The organism is Pseudomonas putida (genome assembly GCA_041071465.1).
Lineage (GTDB): Bacteria > Pseudomonadota > Gammaproteobacteria > Pseudomonadales > Pseudomonadaceae > Aquipseudomonas > Aquipseudomonas putida_P.
This window is the reverse complement of sequence record CP163498.1, coordinates 1854869-1868599: the sequence shown is the minus strand read 5'-3', so window position 1 is coordinate 1868599 and position 13731 is coordinate 1854869. Positions and strand designations below refer to the sequence as shown.

General features: G+C 61.6%; 12 protein-coding genes and 2 pseudogenes. 7 read left to right on the top strand and 7 right to left on the bottom strand.

The window, feature by feature from the left end; all coding sequences use genetic code 11:
* Window positions 1-7: 7 nt before the first annotated feature.
* Window positions 8-523: a dihydrofolate reductase gene (locus tag AB5975_08620; GenBank protein ID XDR21873.1), complete on the top strand. Its 516-nt coding sequence runs from the start codon at window positions 8-10 to the stop codon at window positions 521-523.
* Between the two features lie 35 nt (window positions 524-558).
* Here AB5975_08620 and AB5975_08615 read toward each other — a convergent pair whose 3' ends face one another.
* Complete coding sequence (locus tag AB5975_08615; protein ID XDR21872.1) at window positions 559-1950, bottom strand: L-cystine transporter; 1392 nt, start codon at window positions 1948-1950, stop codon at window positions 559-561.
* Window positions 1951-2194: 244 nt separating this feature from the next.
* On the opposite strand from AB5975_08615, the pseudogene AB5975_08610 reads away from it, so the two are divergent.
* The 4 genes and pseudogenes from AB5975_08610 to AB5975_08595 all read left to right on the top strand — a co-directional run bounded on the left by AB5975_08610 (window position 2195) and on the right by AB5975_08595 (window position 5347).
* Window positions 2195-3249, top strand: a pseudogene (locus AB5975_08610) (haloacid dehalogenase-like hydrolase).
* A gap of 60 nt (window positions 3250-3309) precedes the next feature.
* On the top strand, window positions 3310-3759 hold the full coding sequence (locus tag AB5975_08605) for a DarT ssDNA thymidine ADP-ribosyltransferase family protein (protein XDR21871.1): 450 nt from the start codon (window positions 3310-3312) through the stop codon (window positions 3757-3759).
* Window positions 3756-4250 (top strand): annotated as a pseudogene (locus AB5975_08600) (DUF4433 domain-containing protein). Before AB5975_08605 ends, AB5975_08600 begins: the two are co-directional and overlap by 4 nt.
* Window positions 4250-5347, top strand: a complete 1098-nt coding sequence (locus AB5975_08595) for a macro domain-containing protein (protein ID XDR21870.1) — start codon at window positions 4250-4252, stop codon at window positions 5345-5347. Before AB5975_08600 ends, AB5975_08595 begins: the two are co-directional and overlap by 1 nt.
* Window positions 5348-5398: 51 nt before the next feature.
* On the opposite strand, the gene ilvD is transcribed toward AB5975_08595, so the two are convergent.
* Complete coding sequence (gene ilvD / locus AB5975_08590; GenBank protein XDR21869.1) at window positions 5399-7240, bottom strand: dihydroxy-acid dehydratase; 1842 nt, start codon at window positions 7238-7240, stop codon at window positions 5399-5401.
* A 271-nt stretch (window positions 7241-7511) separates the two neighbouring features.
* Entirely contained in the window at window positions 7512-8708 is a 1197-nt protein-coding gene (locus tag AB5975_08585) for a class I SAM-dependent rRNA methyltransferase (GenBank protein ID XDR21868.1), read from the bottom strand.
* Between the two features lie 182 nt (window positions 8709-8890).
* Between AB5975_08585 and AB5975_08580 the strand changes: the two genes are divergently transcribed.
* On the top strand, window positions 8891-9709 hold the full coding sequence (locus AB5975_08580) for an HDOD domain-containing protein (GenBank protein XDR22944.1): 819 nt from the start codon (window positions 8891-8893) through the stop codon (window positions 9707-9709).
* A gap of 3 nt (window positions 9710-9712) precedes the next feature.
* Entirely contained in the window at window positions 9713-10525 is an 813-nt protein-coding gene (gene mutM / locus AB5975_08575) for a bifunctional DNA-formamidopyrimidine glycosylase/DNA-(apurinic or apyrimidinic site) lyase (protein XDR21867.1), read from the top strand.
* 148 nt (window positions 10526-10673) lie between these two features.
* Here the strand turns inward: mutM and AB5975_08570 are convergent, their stop codons facing one another.
* From AB5975_08570 to AB5975_08555, 4 genes are all read right to left on the bottom strand, one after another.
* Window positions 10674-10925 (bottom strand): YfhL family 4Fe-4S dicluster ferredoxin, encoded by a 252-nt coding sequence (locus AB5975_08570; protein XDR21866.1) that lies wholly within the window; start codon window positions 10923-10925, stop codon window positions 10674-10676.
* 107 nt (window positions 10926-11032) lie between these two features.
* Window positions 11033-11512 (bottom strand): pantetheine-phosphate adenylyltransferase, encoded by a 480-nt coding sequence (coaD, locus tag AB5975_08565; protein ID XDR21865.1) that lies wholly within the window; start codon window positions 11510-11512, stop codon window positions 11033-11035.
* A gap of 112 nt (window positions 11513-11624) precedes the next feature.
* Entirely contained in the window at window positions 11625-13223 is a 1599-nt protein-coding gene (locus AB5975_08560) for a GMC family oxidoreductase N-terminal domain-containing protein (protein ID XDR21864.1), read from the bottom strand.
* A gap of 20 nt (window positions 13224-13243) precedes the next feature.
* A complete protein-coding gene (locus AB5975_08555) occupies window positions 13244-13729 on the bottom strand; it encodes a twin-arginine translocation pathway signal protein (protein ID XDR21863.1) in 486 nt (161 codons plus the stop codon).
* Window positions 13730-13731: the final 2 nt, after the last annotated feature.

Below are 13731 nucleotides of genomic sequence, written 5' to 3'. Positions count from 1 at the left end.
CGCTGGCATGAATACATCACTCCCCCTCAGCCTGATCGCGGCTTACGCCGAGAACCGCGTGATCGGCATCGACAACTCCATGCCCTGGCATTTGCCGGGGGACTTCAGGTACTTCAAGGCCACCACCCTGGGCAAGCCGATCATCATGGGGCGCAAGACCTGGGATTCGCTGGGCCGGCCGCTGCCTGGGCGGTTGAATATCGTGGTCAGCCGCCAGGCTGGGCTTGAACTGGTGGGTGCCGAGGTGTTCGCCTCGCTTGAAGAAGCGCTGGTGCGGGCCGAACAGTGGGCGCGCGAGCAGGGCGTTGAGGAACTGATGCTGATTGGCGGGGCGCAGTTGTATGGCCAGGCGCTGGAGAAAGGGCTGGTCAGCCGCATGTACCTGACGCGGGTGGAAATGGCGCCGGAAGGGGATGCCTGGTTCCCGGAGTTCGATCAGGGGCAGTGGAAGCGGGTGTCGAGCGAGGCACAGGCTGAGGAAGGCAAGCCGGTTTATCACTTCGAGGTTTGGGACAAGGTTTGAAATTGCCGGGGGCGCGTTGCGCCCCCGGCAAACTGTCAGGTATGGCTCAGTTCGGCATGCTCATCGCCCGCCAGCACATCCTTGTCGGTCTCTTTCAACAGCTGGCTGGTCACCACGCCGGCCGTCATCGAACCATTCACGTTCAACGCCGTACGCCCCATGTCGATCAGCGGCTCCACCGAAATCAGCAATGCCACCAGTTCCACCGGCAAGCCCATGGCCGGCAGCACGATCAGCGCGGCGAAGGTGGCACCGCCGCCCACGCCAGCAACCCCAGCCGAACTCAACGTGACAATGGCTACCAGAGTAGCGATCCACAGCGGGTCGAAGGTATCGATGCCCACCGCTGGCGCCACCATCACCGCCAGCATTGCGGGATAGAGGCCGGCGCAGCCGTTCTGGCCAATGGTGGTGCCGAACGATGCGCTGAAGCTGGCGATCGACTGCGGCACACCCAGGCGGCGGGTTTGCGCTTCGATGTTCAGCGGAATGCTGGCGGCGCTGGAGCGGCTGGTAAAGGCGAAGGTCAGTACTGGCCACACCTTGCGGAAGAAGCGCAGTGGGCTCACGCCAGTGGCGGCGAGGATGATGCCGTGTACCACGAACATCAGCGCCAGGCCCAGATAAGACACCACCACGAAGCTGCCCAGCTTGAGGATGTCTTCCATGTTGGAGCTGGCCACCACCTTGGTCATCAACGCCAGCACGCCATACGGGGTCAGCTTCATCACCACCCGCACCAGGCGCATCACCCAGGCCTGCAGGGTATCGATGGCCGACAGCGCGCGTTCGCCCTTCTCGGCATCGTCCTTGATCAGTTGTAGCGCCGCCAGGCCGATGAACACGGCGAAGATCACCACGCTGATGATCGAAGTCGGCTTTGCACGCGCCAGGTCACCCACCGGGTTGCTGGGGATGAACGACAGCAGCAGTTGCGGGATGTTGAGGTCGGCGACCTTGCCGGCATAGTCGCTGTGGATAACTTGCATGCGTGCGCTTTCCTGGGCACCGGCCACCAGGCCCTCGGCGCTGAGGCTGAACAGGTTGGTCAGCACGATGCCGATCAGCGCGGCAATGGCGGTGGTCAGCAGCAGGGTGCCGATGCTCAGCACGCTGATGCGGCCCAGCGAAGAGGCATTGTGCAGGCGTGCCACGGCGCTTAGGATCGAGGCGAAGATCAGCGGCATGACGATCATCTGCAGCAGGCCGACGTAGCCGTTGCCGACCAGGTCAAGCCAGGCGATGGTGGCCTTGAGCACGGGGTGGCCCGCGCCATAGATCGTGTGCAACACGAGGCCGAAGACTACGCCCAGCACCAGGCCCAGCAGTACTTTCTTGGCCAGGCTCCAGTCGGTGCGGCGGGTTTGTGCCAGGCCCAGCAACAGGGCCAGGAACGCCAGCAGGTTAAGAGACAGCGGCAGGTTCATTGAAGCTCCAGCATAAAAAGCAAAGGAAGCATCGCCTCTTGTGAGCGATTGCGAACGGAAATGCTAACAGCCTGAAAACAAACGAATTTATACCCAAATGGAATGTGCATAGTCGTTTATGGAATAACGGCGTGTCGCGGATTGCAATGAACACGGCGTTTGCAGCTGTCTGGAGGTCGTTATCGAGGGTTGTCGTTAGGGATTGTTGCACTAGCGTTTCTGGGTCATTTCAGGAGATTCGTACATGAAGCGCGCCCCGAAAGCCGTGGCCCTCGGCCTGTCCCTGCTGTTCAGTATCGAAACCTTCGCCACCGAGCTCAAGCACTGGCCTGCCGACGCCGCCAAGCAGCTCGACAGCATGATCGCCGCCAATGCCAACAAGGGTAACTACGCGGTGTTCGACATGGACAACACCAGTTACCGCTATGACCTGGAAGAAGCCTTGCTGCCGTTCATGGAAAACAAGGGCCTGCTGAGCCGCGAGAAGCTCGACCCGTCGTTGAAGCTGATGCCATTCAAGGACACCGCCGAGCACAAGGAAAGCCTGTTCAGCTACTACTACCGCCTGTGTGAAGTCGACGACATGGTCTGCTACCCGTGGGTGGCCCAGGTGTTCTCCGGTTTTACCCTGAAGGAATTGAAGGTGCAGGTGGATGAGCTGATGGCCTCCAGCAAGCCAATCCCCAGCACGTATTACGAAGGCGACCAGGTCAAGGCCATCGAGGTGCAGCCGCCCAAGGTGTTCAAGGGCCAGGCCGAGCTGTACAACAAGTTGATGGAGAACGGCATCGAGGTGTACGTGATTTCGGCGGCCTCCGAAGAGCTGGTGCGCATGGTCGCCTCGGACCCCAAGTACGGTTACAACGTGAAACCGCAGAACGTGATTGGCGTCAGCCTGCTGCTCAAGGACCGCGTCAGCGGCCAACTGACCACCGCGCGCAAGCAGATCGGCGCCGGGCACTACGATGCCAAGGCTAACGAGGGCCTGGAGCTGACGCCCTACCTGTGGACCCGGCCACCTGGATGGCGGGCAAGCAGGCGGCGATCCTGACCTATATCGATGAATGGAAGAAACCGGTGCTGGTGGGCGGCGACACGCCGACCAGCGATGGCTACATGCAGTTTCACGGGGTGGATGTGGGCAAAGGTGGCATCCACTTGTGGATAAACCGCAAGGCCAAGTACATGGACCAACTGAACGGGATGATTGCGAAGAATGCGGCGGCGCAGGCCAAGGAAGGGTTGCCGGTGACGGCGGACAAGAACTGGGTGATCGTGACGCCGGAGCAAATTCAGTAAGGGTTAGGTTTATTTGAGCCGGCTGCGCCCTGGCAGATGTGGATCCAATGACTATGTTTGATGGCATATGGATATCATTTTTGCCAGAGGTTGCCAGTGGCTATTCGAGATCAGCAGTTCATCTACCACCTAACAAGTATCGACAATGTCCCTTCCATCGTACGAAGGGGCTTGCTTCCAAGAGCCCATCTGGATGCGGGTTTCACCGATATCGCTGATCCTGAAATTATCGAAGGCCGGCGGGGAGAGGCCCTGGAACAGTTTGTGCCATTTCACTGGTTTGCGAAAAACCCCTTCGATGGCAGAGTGCATCAGGACCGACCGGGCGAGCGTTTTGTGTTGATTGCCGTGGCCCGAAGCCACGCTCGGCAGTCCAACTGGCGGGTGATACCAAAGCATCCATTGGCCGGTGGTGCTCCTGAGTTACTGGACTATGACGCAGGGATTGGAGCGATTGACTGGGACATGATGGAGCGACGAGAGTATCGTGATCCTTTGTGCAAACACTGATCAGCAAGCGAGCGCAACGCCACGTGCCCATAGAGCCCAATGGGACGCTGGCAGATTATGTGCCGTTTTACTTCACCCCATTCTCCGTGATGATGAAGAACATCCATTCGGGGTGGGGCGTTTCTCAGCGGCGGAATGAAGAGATCGTGATTCTTGTCTCCAGCCTGTACCATGCGCAGTCGCTGGGTCTGCGGTTTATCTTCACGGACGCACATGCCTACCCGCATTGGGCCGGTTACTACAGCGACCTTACGCAGCTCGACAAAATAGATTGGGAGGTTTTGCAGCGCAGGGACTTCAAGCGTGACCCTGATGACCCCCGAAAAATGGAGCGCTATCAGGCTGAGGCCCTTATCCATGGACATGTCCCGGTCGCTGGCCTTCTGGGAATAGTCTGCTACAACGAAGCTTTGAAGCGTCGTATCGACAAGGAGGTTCAGCAACGTCAGCTGAATCTTGCCGTATATGCTCGCCCTGGGTGGTACTTCTGATGATTCGCTTTATGCAAGGTAACCTGCTGGAGGCAAAAGCCGAAGCGCTGGTTAATACAGTCAACACAGTAGGGGTGATGGGGAAAGGCATTGCGCTGATGTTCAAGGAGCGTTTTGCCGAAAACTATCGCCTGTATGCTGCTGCCTGCAAAGCGAAAGAAGTCGTTACCGGGAAGATGTTTGTTACTGAGGTGCGTGAGCTGGATGGTCCGCGCTGGATTGTGAATTTTCCCACCAAGCGGCATTGGCGCTCACCTTCGCAAATTGGCTGGATCGTCGATGGTCTCCATGATTTGCGGAACTTCATCCTCGAGAACCAAGTAGCATCGATTGCAGTCCCGCCACTTGGCGCTGGCAACGGAGGGTTGCCTTGGGCTGCGGTACGAGAACAGATTGAGAGTGTTCTAGGTGATCTGGATGCGGATATTCTCGTTTTCGAGCCTACGGCAAATTATCAGAACGTTTCCAAGCGCAGTGGTGTTGAGAATTTAACCCCGGCTCGAGCCTTGATCGCAGAGCTGGTGCGCCGCTACTGGGTGCTGGGAATGGAGTGCAGCTTGCTCGAAGTCCAGAAGCTTGCCTGGTTTCTGGAGCGATCAATCGAGCGGTTCACGCCAGGTTCCAACCCATTGGAGTTGAAGTTTGTCGCTCATAAGTATGGTCCTTACGCCAACCGGCTTGAACATCTGCTAGATAATCTGGATGGCAGCTATTTGCACTGCGGAAAGCGGATCAGCGATGCAGGCCCTCTGGACGTGATCTGGTTTGATGAGGGGCGCAAGTCATTTGTACAGGCGTATTTGAACAGTGAAGCCAAGGCCTATTTGCCGGCGTTGGAGTTCACTGCCGAATTGATTGATGGTTTCGAGTCTCCGTTTGGTATGGAGCTACTGGCCACCGTTGATTGGCTATTACATGAAGAGGGTGTTGAGCCGACGATTCGCGCAATTCGCGAACATCTGAAAAGTTGGTCTGGAGGGGCAGGTGCCGCTGCTCGAAAAAGCAAATTGTTCGATGACGAGTCACTTGGAATCGCTCTCCAAAAGCTGTCAATGTTTCAAACGGACCCGTCACCTCGCTTCATTGACCGTCAATGAGCAATAAAAAGAACCGGCGCTCAAGGCGCCGGTTTTTATGCAGCCAGAGCTTCAGAGCCCTTCCAGCATCGCCTTGTTACGCACAGCACCCTTGTCGGCACTGGTCGCCAGCAGGGCATAGGCCTTCAGCGCGGTGGTCACCTTGCGTGGGCGTACTTCCGCAGGCTTCCAGCCCTTCTTGTCCTGTTCGACGCGGCGCTCGGCCAGTTCTTCATCGCTGACCAGCAGGTTGATCGAACGGTTGGGGATGTCGATCAACACCTTGTCGCCGTCGCGCACCAGGCCGATGGCGCCGCCAGCAGCGGCTTCCGGCGAGGCGTGGCCGATCGACAGGCCCGAGGTGCCGCCCGAGAAGCGGCCGTCGGTGAGCAGGGCGCAAGCCTTGCCCAGGCCTTTGGACTTCAGGTACGAGGTCGGGTACAGCATTTCCTGCATGCCCGGGCCGCCTTTTGGGCCTTCGTAGCGGATGATCACGATGTCGCCCGCCTTCACCTCGTCGGCGAGGATGCCGCGCACCGCGCTGTCCTGGCTCTCGAAGATCTTGGCATTGCCTTCGAATACGTGGATCGATTCGTCCACGCCAGCGGTTTTCACCACGCAGCCATCCAGGGCGATGTTGCCGTACAGCACGGCCAGGCCGCCCTCTTGCGAGTAGGCGTGCTCGAAGCTGCGGATGCAGCCGTTTTCACGGTCGTCGTCGAGGGTTTCCCAACGGGTCGACTGGCTGAACGCGGTCTGCGTCGGGATACCGGCAGGGCCGGCCTTGAAGAAGGTGTGCACGGCTTCGTCATCGGTCTGGGTGATGTCCCATTTGGCGATGGCTTCTTCCATGCTGCGGCTGTGCACGGTCGGCAGGTCGGTGTGCAGCAGGCCGCCACGGGCCAGCGAACCGAGGATGCTGAAGATGCCGCCGGCGCGGTGCACGTCTTCCATGTGATACTTCTGGATGTTCGGCGCCACTTTGCACAGCTGCGGCACTTTGCGCGACAGGCGATCGATGTCACGCAGATCGAATTCGACTTCGCCTTCCTGGGCTGCGGCCAGCAGGTGCAGGATGGTGTTGGTCGAACCGCCCATGGCGATGTCGAGCATCATGGCGTTTTCGAACGCCTTGAAGTTGGCGATGCTGCGTGGCAGTACCGACTCGTCGTTCTCGCCGTAGTAGCGTTTGCACAGCTCGACGATGGTGCGGCCGGCGGTGAGGAACAACTGCTCGCGGTCGGCGTGGGTGGCCAGGGTCGAGCCGTTGCCCGGCAGGGCCAGGCCCAGGGCTTCGGTCAGGCAGTTCATCGAGTTGGCGGTGAACATGCCGGAGCACGAACCGCAGGTCGGGCAGGCGCTGCGCTCGTATTCGGCGACTTTTTCATCGGAAGCCGAGGAGTCGGCAGCGATCACCATGGCATCGACCAGGTCCAGGCCGTGGCTGGCCAGCTTGGTCTTGCCGGCTTCCATCGGGCCACCGGACACGAAGATCACCGGGATGTTCAGGCGCAGGGCGGCCATCAGCATGCCGGGGGTGATCTTGTCGCAGTTGGAGATACAGACGATGGCGTCGGCGCAGTGGGCGTTGACCATGTATTCCACGGCGTCGGCAATGATCTCGCGGCTTGGCAGCGAGTACAGCATGCCGTCGTGGCCCATGGCGATGCCGTCATCGACCGCGATGGTGTTGAATTCCTTGGCCACGCCACCGGCGCGTTCGATTTCGCGGGCAACCAGCTGGCCCAGGTCCTTCAGGTGCACGTGGCCCGGGACGAACTGGGTGAACGAGTTGGCGATGGCGATGATCGGTTTCTTGAAGTCTTCGTCCTTCATCCCGGTGGCGCGCCACAGGGCACGGGCGCCGGCCATGTTGCGGCCTTGGGTGGAAGTCTTGGAACGATAATCAGGCATGAAACACTCCTGGCGGCTTAATCAGGTCACAAATAGGGGAGTGAGCTTCTCTTGTCCTTTGCGCCGCAGGCCGGTTGCCACTGGCACGGATGGGGCCGAAGACCGCGCGGGATCGCCGCGTGCTTGGCCAGAGCTCATAAACCCGCCGGGGATGACTGGCGATGAATAGGCCGATTCTACACCGCTGGCGCGGCGAGGGAATGCGCATGTGGATGGTTGGCGGGGGGATTGCGGCAGGAAAGGGCCGCTGGGCGGCCCTTTTTAGCAGATATCAGCTGTTGGGCAGCAACCGGCAGGTGATGCTCTTGATATAGCGGGTTTCGGCGATGGCCGGGTGCACCGGGTGGTCCGGGCCCTGGCCGCCGCGTTCGAGCAGTTGCAGGTTGCGGTCCAGGTGGCGGGCGCTGGTCAGCAGGATGTTGTTCAGATCGTCCTCGGGCAAGTGCATCGAGCACGAGGCGCTGACGAGGATGCCGTCCTTGTTCAGCATGCGCATGGCCTGTTCATTCAGGCGACGGTAGGCCGCTTCGCCGTTTTTCAGGTCCTTCTTGCGCTTGATGAAGGCGGGTGGGTCGGCAATGATCACGTCGAAGCGTTCTTCGGCAGCCTTGAGCTCGCGCAGGGCTTCGAACACGTCGCCTTCGATGCAGGTCAGCTTCTCGCTGATGCCGTTGAGTGCGGCGTTACGCTCCACGCCATCCAGGGCAAACCCCGAAGCATCGACGCAGAACACTTCGCTGGCGCCGAAGGCGCCGGCCTGCACGCCCCAGCCACCGATGTAGCTGAACAGGTCGAGTACACGCTTGCCTTTCACGTACGGAGCCAGGCGCGCACGGTTCATGCGGTGGTCGTAGAACCAGCCGGTTTTCTGGCCTTCGCGCACCGGGGCTTCGAACTTGACGCCGTTCTCTTCCAGCGGCACCCAATCCGGTACTTCGCCGTAGACGGTCTCGACGTAGCGTTGCAGGCCTTCGGCGTCACGCGCGGCGGAGTCGTTCTTGAACAGGATGCCGCTGGGCTTGAGCACCTGCACCAGGGCGGCGATCACGTCGTCCTTGTGCGCTTCCATGGTAGCCGAGGCCAATTGCACCACCAGGATATCGAAGAAGCGGTCGACCACCAGGCCCGGCAGCAGGTCGGAGTCGCCATAGACCAAGCGGTAGCACGGCTGGTCGAACAGGCGCTCGCGCAGCGACAGGGCAACGTTCAGGCGGTGGACCAGCAGCGACTTGTCCAGCGGCAGCTTGATGTCGCGCGACAGCAGGCGGGCGCAGATCAGGTTGTTCGGGCTCAGCGCGACGATGCCCAGCGGCTTGCCGTTGGCGGCCTCGAGAATGGCCTGCTGACCGGCCTGAAAGCCTTGCAGTGGGGTCGCGCTGACATCGACTTCGTTGCTGTAGACCCACAGGTGGCCGGCGCGCAGGCGGCGGTCGGCATTGGCTTTGAGGCGAAGGCTGGGCAGGGACATGACGTCGCTCCGGGAAAAAAGAGCGGGAGTATAACCTGTTGGCCTTTCGATCGGTGCAGGCCTCGACAAAGGGCGGCAAGGCTGCGCCTGCCGGGTTAGAATCCCCCGTCCTAAACGAGTGTGCACGTATGTCCCAAGAACTCAGCGCCGAACAGATCCAGCAAGCCTTGCAAGGCATCACCATCCCGCCGCAACCGCAGATCATGGTCGACCTGCAGTTCGAGCAGTACATGCCTGACCCGGACCTGGAAACCATCGCCAAGCTGATTTCCCAGGACCCGGGCCTCTCTGGCGCCTTGCTCAAACTGGTCAATTCCCCGCATTTCGGCCTGTCCAACAAGATCGGCTCGATCCAGCGCGCGGTGAACCTGCTGGGTAGCCGTTCGATCATCAACCTGATCAACGCCCAGTCGATCAAGGGCGAGATGTGCGACGAAACCATCGTTACCCTCAACCGCTTCTGGGACACCGCCCAGGATGTGGCGATGACCTGCCTGACGCTGGCCAAGCGAACCGGTATCCAGGCAGCGGACGAGGCCTACACCCTTGGTTTGTTCCATGATTGTGGCGTGCCGCTGATGCTCAAGCGCTTTCCCAATTACATGGATGTGCTGGAAGAGGCATACGCCAAGGCCGACGAAGCAACGCGCGTGGTCGACACCGAAAACCGCACGTTCAACACCAACCATTCGGTGGTTGGCTATTTCACCGCCAAGTCCTGGCGTTTGCCCGAGCACCTCAGCGGGGCCATCGCCAACCACCACAACGCCCTGGCTGTGTTCCGCGACGACACCTCGCGCAATACCCAGAGCCAGCTGAAGAACCTGCTGGCGGTACTGAAGATGGCCGAGCACATTTGCGCGTCCTACCGGGTATTGGGCAACCAGGCGGTGGACCACGAATGGAATGTAGTCGGCCCACTGGTGCTCGATTACATTGGCTTGTCGGAATACGATTTCGAAAACCTCAAGCAGAACATTCGCGAGCTGGGCGGGCACTGACACATGCCGGAATTGCCAGAAGTAGAAACCACCCGGCGCGGTATCGCACCGCACCTGGAAGGCCAACGCGTCAGCCGTGTGGTGGTGCGTGACCGGCGCCTACGCTGGCCGATTCCGGAAGACCTCGATGTGCGCCTGTCAGGGCAGCGTATCGTCAGCGTCGAACGACGCGCCAAGTACCTGTTGATCAATGCCGAGGTCGGTACGCTGATCAGCCACCTGGGCATGTCGGGCAACCTGCGTCTGGTCGAGTTGGGCTTGCCGGCGGCCAAGCATGAGCACGTCGACATCGAGCTGGAGTCGGGGCTGATGCTGCGCTACACCGACCCGCGCCGCTTTGGTGCCATGTTGTGGAGCCTGGACCCGCTCAACCACGAACTGCTGCTGCGCCTGGGGCCGGAGCCGCTGACCGACCTGTTCGACGGTGAGCGCCTGTTCCAGCTGTCCCGCGGGCGATCGATGGCGGTCAAACCGTTCATCATGGACAACGCGGTGGTGGTGGGGGTGGGCAACATCTACGCCACCGAGGCACTGTTCGCTGCGGGTATCGACCCACGTCGGGAGGCGGGCGGGATTTCCCGCGCGCGCTATTTGAAGCTGGCGATCGAGATCAAGCGGGTGCTGGCGGCGGCAATCGAGCAGGGCGGTACTACCCTGCGCGACTTTATCGGTGGCGATGGGCAGCCGGGGTACTTCCAGCAGGAATTGTTCGTCTACGGGCGGGGCGGGCAGCCGTGCAAGGTGTGCGGCACGGCGCTGCGCGAGGTGAAGCTGGGGCAACGGGCGAGCGTGTACTGCCCGCGCTGCCAGCGCTAAGCCTTACATGTAGGAGCGGCCTTGTGTCGCGATGGGGTGCGAAGCGCCCCCAAAAATTTCAGCTCTGCTGCAGAAATTGCCGGGGCCGCTGCGCGGCCCATCGCGACACAAGGCCGCTCCTACAGGGACCCAGCAGGCTTGAGGGGGCTCAGGCTTTGCCGGTAATGCGGCGATACTTGGCCATCAGCTGTTCTTCGGTTTCCGGGTGCGCTTCATCCAGTGGGATGCAGTCGACCGGGCACACCTGCTGGCACTGCGGCTCGTCGTAGTGGCCCACGCACTGGGTGCACAGGTTAGGGTCGATCACGTAGATCTCTTCGCCTTGGGAGATAGCCTCGTTCGGGCACTCGGGTTCGCAGACGTCGCAGTTGATGCAATCGTCGGTGATGATCAGGGACATGGGGACTCCGGCCGGGGCGCTTCGCCCGGGCATGTTCAACGCAATGGGCACAATTGTGCCGCATTCGCGCCCGCAGTGCACGCGGGCGCGACAATCAGGCGTCAGGCTTACTTCTTGAAGCGTTCAGTCAGCGCGTCGGCCACCACCGGGTGGACGAACTTGGTGATATCACCGCCCAGCGCCGCAATTTCCCGGACCAGGGTCGAGGAGATGAACGAATAACGTTCCGATGGCGTCAGGAACAGGCTCTCCACATCGGGGGCCAGTTGCCGGTTCATGTTCGCCAACTGGAACTCGTACTCGAAGTCGGACACCGCACGCAGGCCACGCAGGAAGACGTTGGCGCCCTGTTCCTTGGCGAAATGCGCCAACAGGGAAGAAAAGCCGATGACTTCGACATTGGGCAGGTGCTTGGTGACCTCACGGGCGAGCGCCACCCGTTGTTCCAGCGGGAACAGCGGGTTTTTCTTGGGGCTGGCCGCCACCGCGATGATGACGTGGTCGAACAAGCGCGAGGCGCGCTCGACCAGGTCGCCATGGCCTTTGGTAATGGGGTCGAAAGTACCCGGGTACAACACTCGGTTCATCGCGTCATCCTGGCTGGAGTGCGTTGGGGAGTCGGATGGTAGCGCAGCGACGGCGCCTCGGCCAAGTCATGCGGCCGGCTGATGGCACTATAGACAGCGGGCGTATTCGTTGTCATGCGCTGTGTGCCAGGCGGGCGACCAGCGCTTCGCTGAGCTTGGCGCTGATGGCATACACCGACAGCTGTGGGTTGGCACCGATGCTGGTGGGGAACAGCGAGCCGTCGTGAATCGACAGGTTTTCCAGCTGGTGATGACGGCCCAGGCTGTCGCACACCGCCTGGCGCGGGTCTTCGCCGAGGGCACAGCCTCCCATCACATGGGCGCTGCCCAGGCGCGTGCGGAAGGGCTCCAGGCGCAGCGTATCGATCATGGCCAGGGCCTGCTCCAGGTTGGATGCGGCACTGGCGTCGCTGTGCACGGGGGTTACCTGGATGGCGCCAGCGGCGAATTGGACTTGCGCCATGCTGCGGTAGGCCCGGCGCAAGCCGTCACGCAGGTAGTCGGTGACCGGGTAATCGAGCACGGGCGAGCCATCCCCGCGCAGTTCCACCGCCCCACCTTGGCTTTCGGGGTGAAAGCCGTCGCGCAGCAGCGCCAGCATCACATGGGTATGCGGCAGCTCGGCCATGCGCTGGGCATTCTCGTGGCCGTGCCCGCCCAGCAGGGTGCTGGCCAGGGCCGGGTGCAGCGGCGGTACTTCCAGCTTGTAGCCAACCGGGCCGTCCGCACCGCCTTGCCACTGGAAGTGGTCGCTGTAGATCGACTGCGGGGCGCCATAGTAGGGGTCGATACGCTCGCTGAAGCGTGCCGCGCTGAAGTTGACCAGGTGCAGGAAGGTGCGCTTGCCCAGGCGGCCATGCGGGTCGGGCGCGGCAGAGCGCAGCAGCAGGGCTGGGCTGTTGATGCCACCCCCGGCGAGCAGGTAATGGCGTGCCCGCACGCTGACCTGCTTGCCGGTGGGCTGTATGCCTTGGGCGTCCAGGGCCTGGCAGGTCAGGCTCTGGACGCGCGCTCCGTTGTGCGTGAAACGCTCGGCCCGGGCCAGGTACAGCAGCTCACCGCCTTGCTCGAGGGTGGCAGGAATACGGGTTACCAGCATCGATTGCTTGGCGTTTACCGGGCAGCCCATGCCGCAGTAGCCCAGGTTCCAGCAACCGCGCACATTGCGCGGGATCACCGCCCAGCGGTAGCCGAGCTGTTCGCAGCCACGGCGCAGTACGTCATTATTGGCATTTGGCGGCAAAGCCCAGGGCGTTATGCCCAGCTCCTGCTCCATGCGCTCGAACCAGGGGCGCAGGTCCTCCTCGCCCAAGCCGCTCACGCCGTGGGCCGAAGCCCAATGCGTCAGGGTTTGCGGCGGGGTACGAAAGCTCGAGGTCCAGTTCACCAGTGTGGTACCGCCCACGGCGCGGCCCTGCAGGATGGTAATGGCGCCATCCTTGCTCATGCGCCCCAGGCCTTCCTGGTACAGGCTGGCGTAGGCTTCGCTCTCCAGCAGGTGGAAATCGCTGCTGGTCTTCAGCGGGCCTTCTTCGATCAGCAGTACCTTGAAACCGGCAGCACTGAGCATCTGCGCGCTGGTGGCACCACCGGCGCCACTGCCGATCACGGCAATGTCGGCCTCCAGGCTCAGATCGTGCTCCAGGCGTGAGGCGTCGTGGGTGATCCAGCCGCGTTCGAGGCCTTGGCGAAACGGGTCGGGTACAGGCATTGGCGATGCTCTTGTTGTTTTCAGATTTTCGGTGGCCCTGGGTAACCGCAGGCGGCCCAGGATTCGGGGCGTTCGTACCAGGCCATCTGCAGCAGTTGCAGCAACGAGGCGTGCCCCATGCGCAGCAGGTTCAGCGAGCTGTCCTGCCAGCGCTGCAGGAAGGCTGTGACCTGCCGGGGGTCAGCTTGCCCCCAACTGCCCCAGATACCGGTCAGCGGGCCGCGAGTCAGCGGCAGGCTGAGTACGTCGAACAATTGCCGGGTCAGCTTGAGCATTTCCGGCGACAGCGCCGCCAGCTTGTGGTCGAGGCTACGCAACACCAGCGTCTCGGTGGCTTGTGCACCGGCCAGTACCACAGGGATCAGCGCACGCAGCAGTGGCAGGTCATCGTCGCGCAGGGCTTGATAGCCGGTCGCGGCTGTTTGCGCGCTACAGCCAATCAGGCTGGCGCTTGCCAGAAAGGCGCTGGCGCCAAGGCTCAAGCGCAGCAGGTCGCGGCGTTGCATAG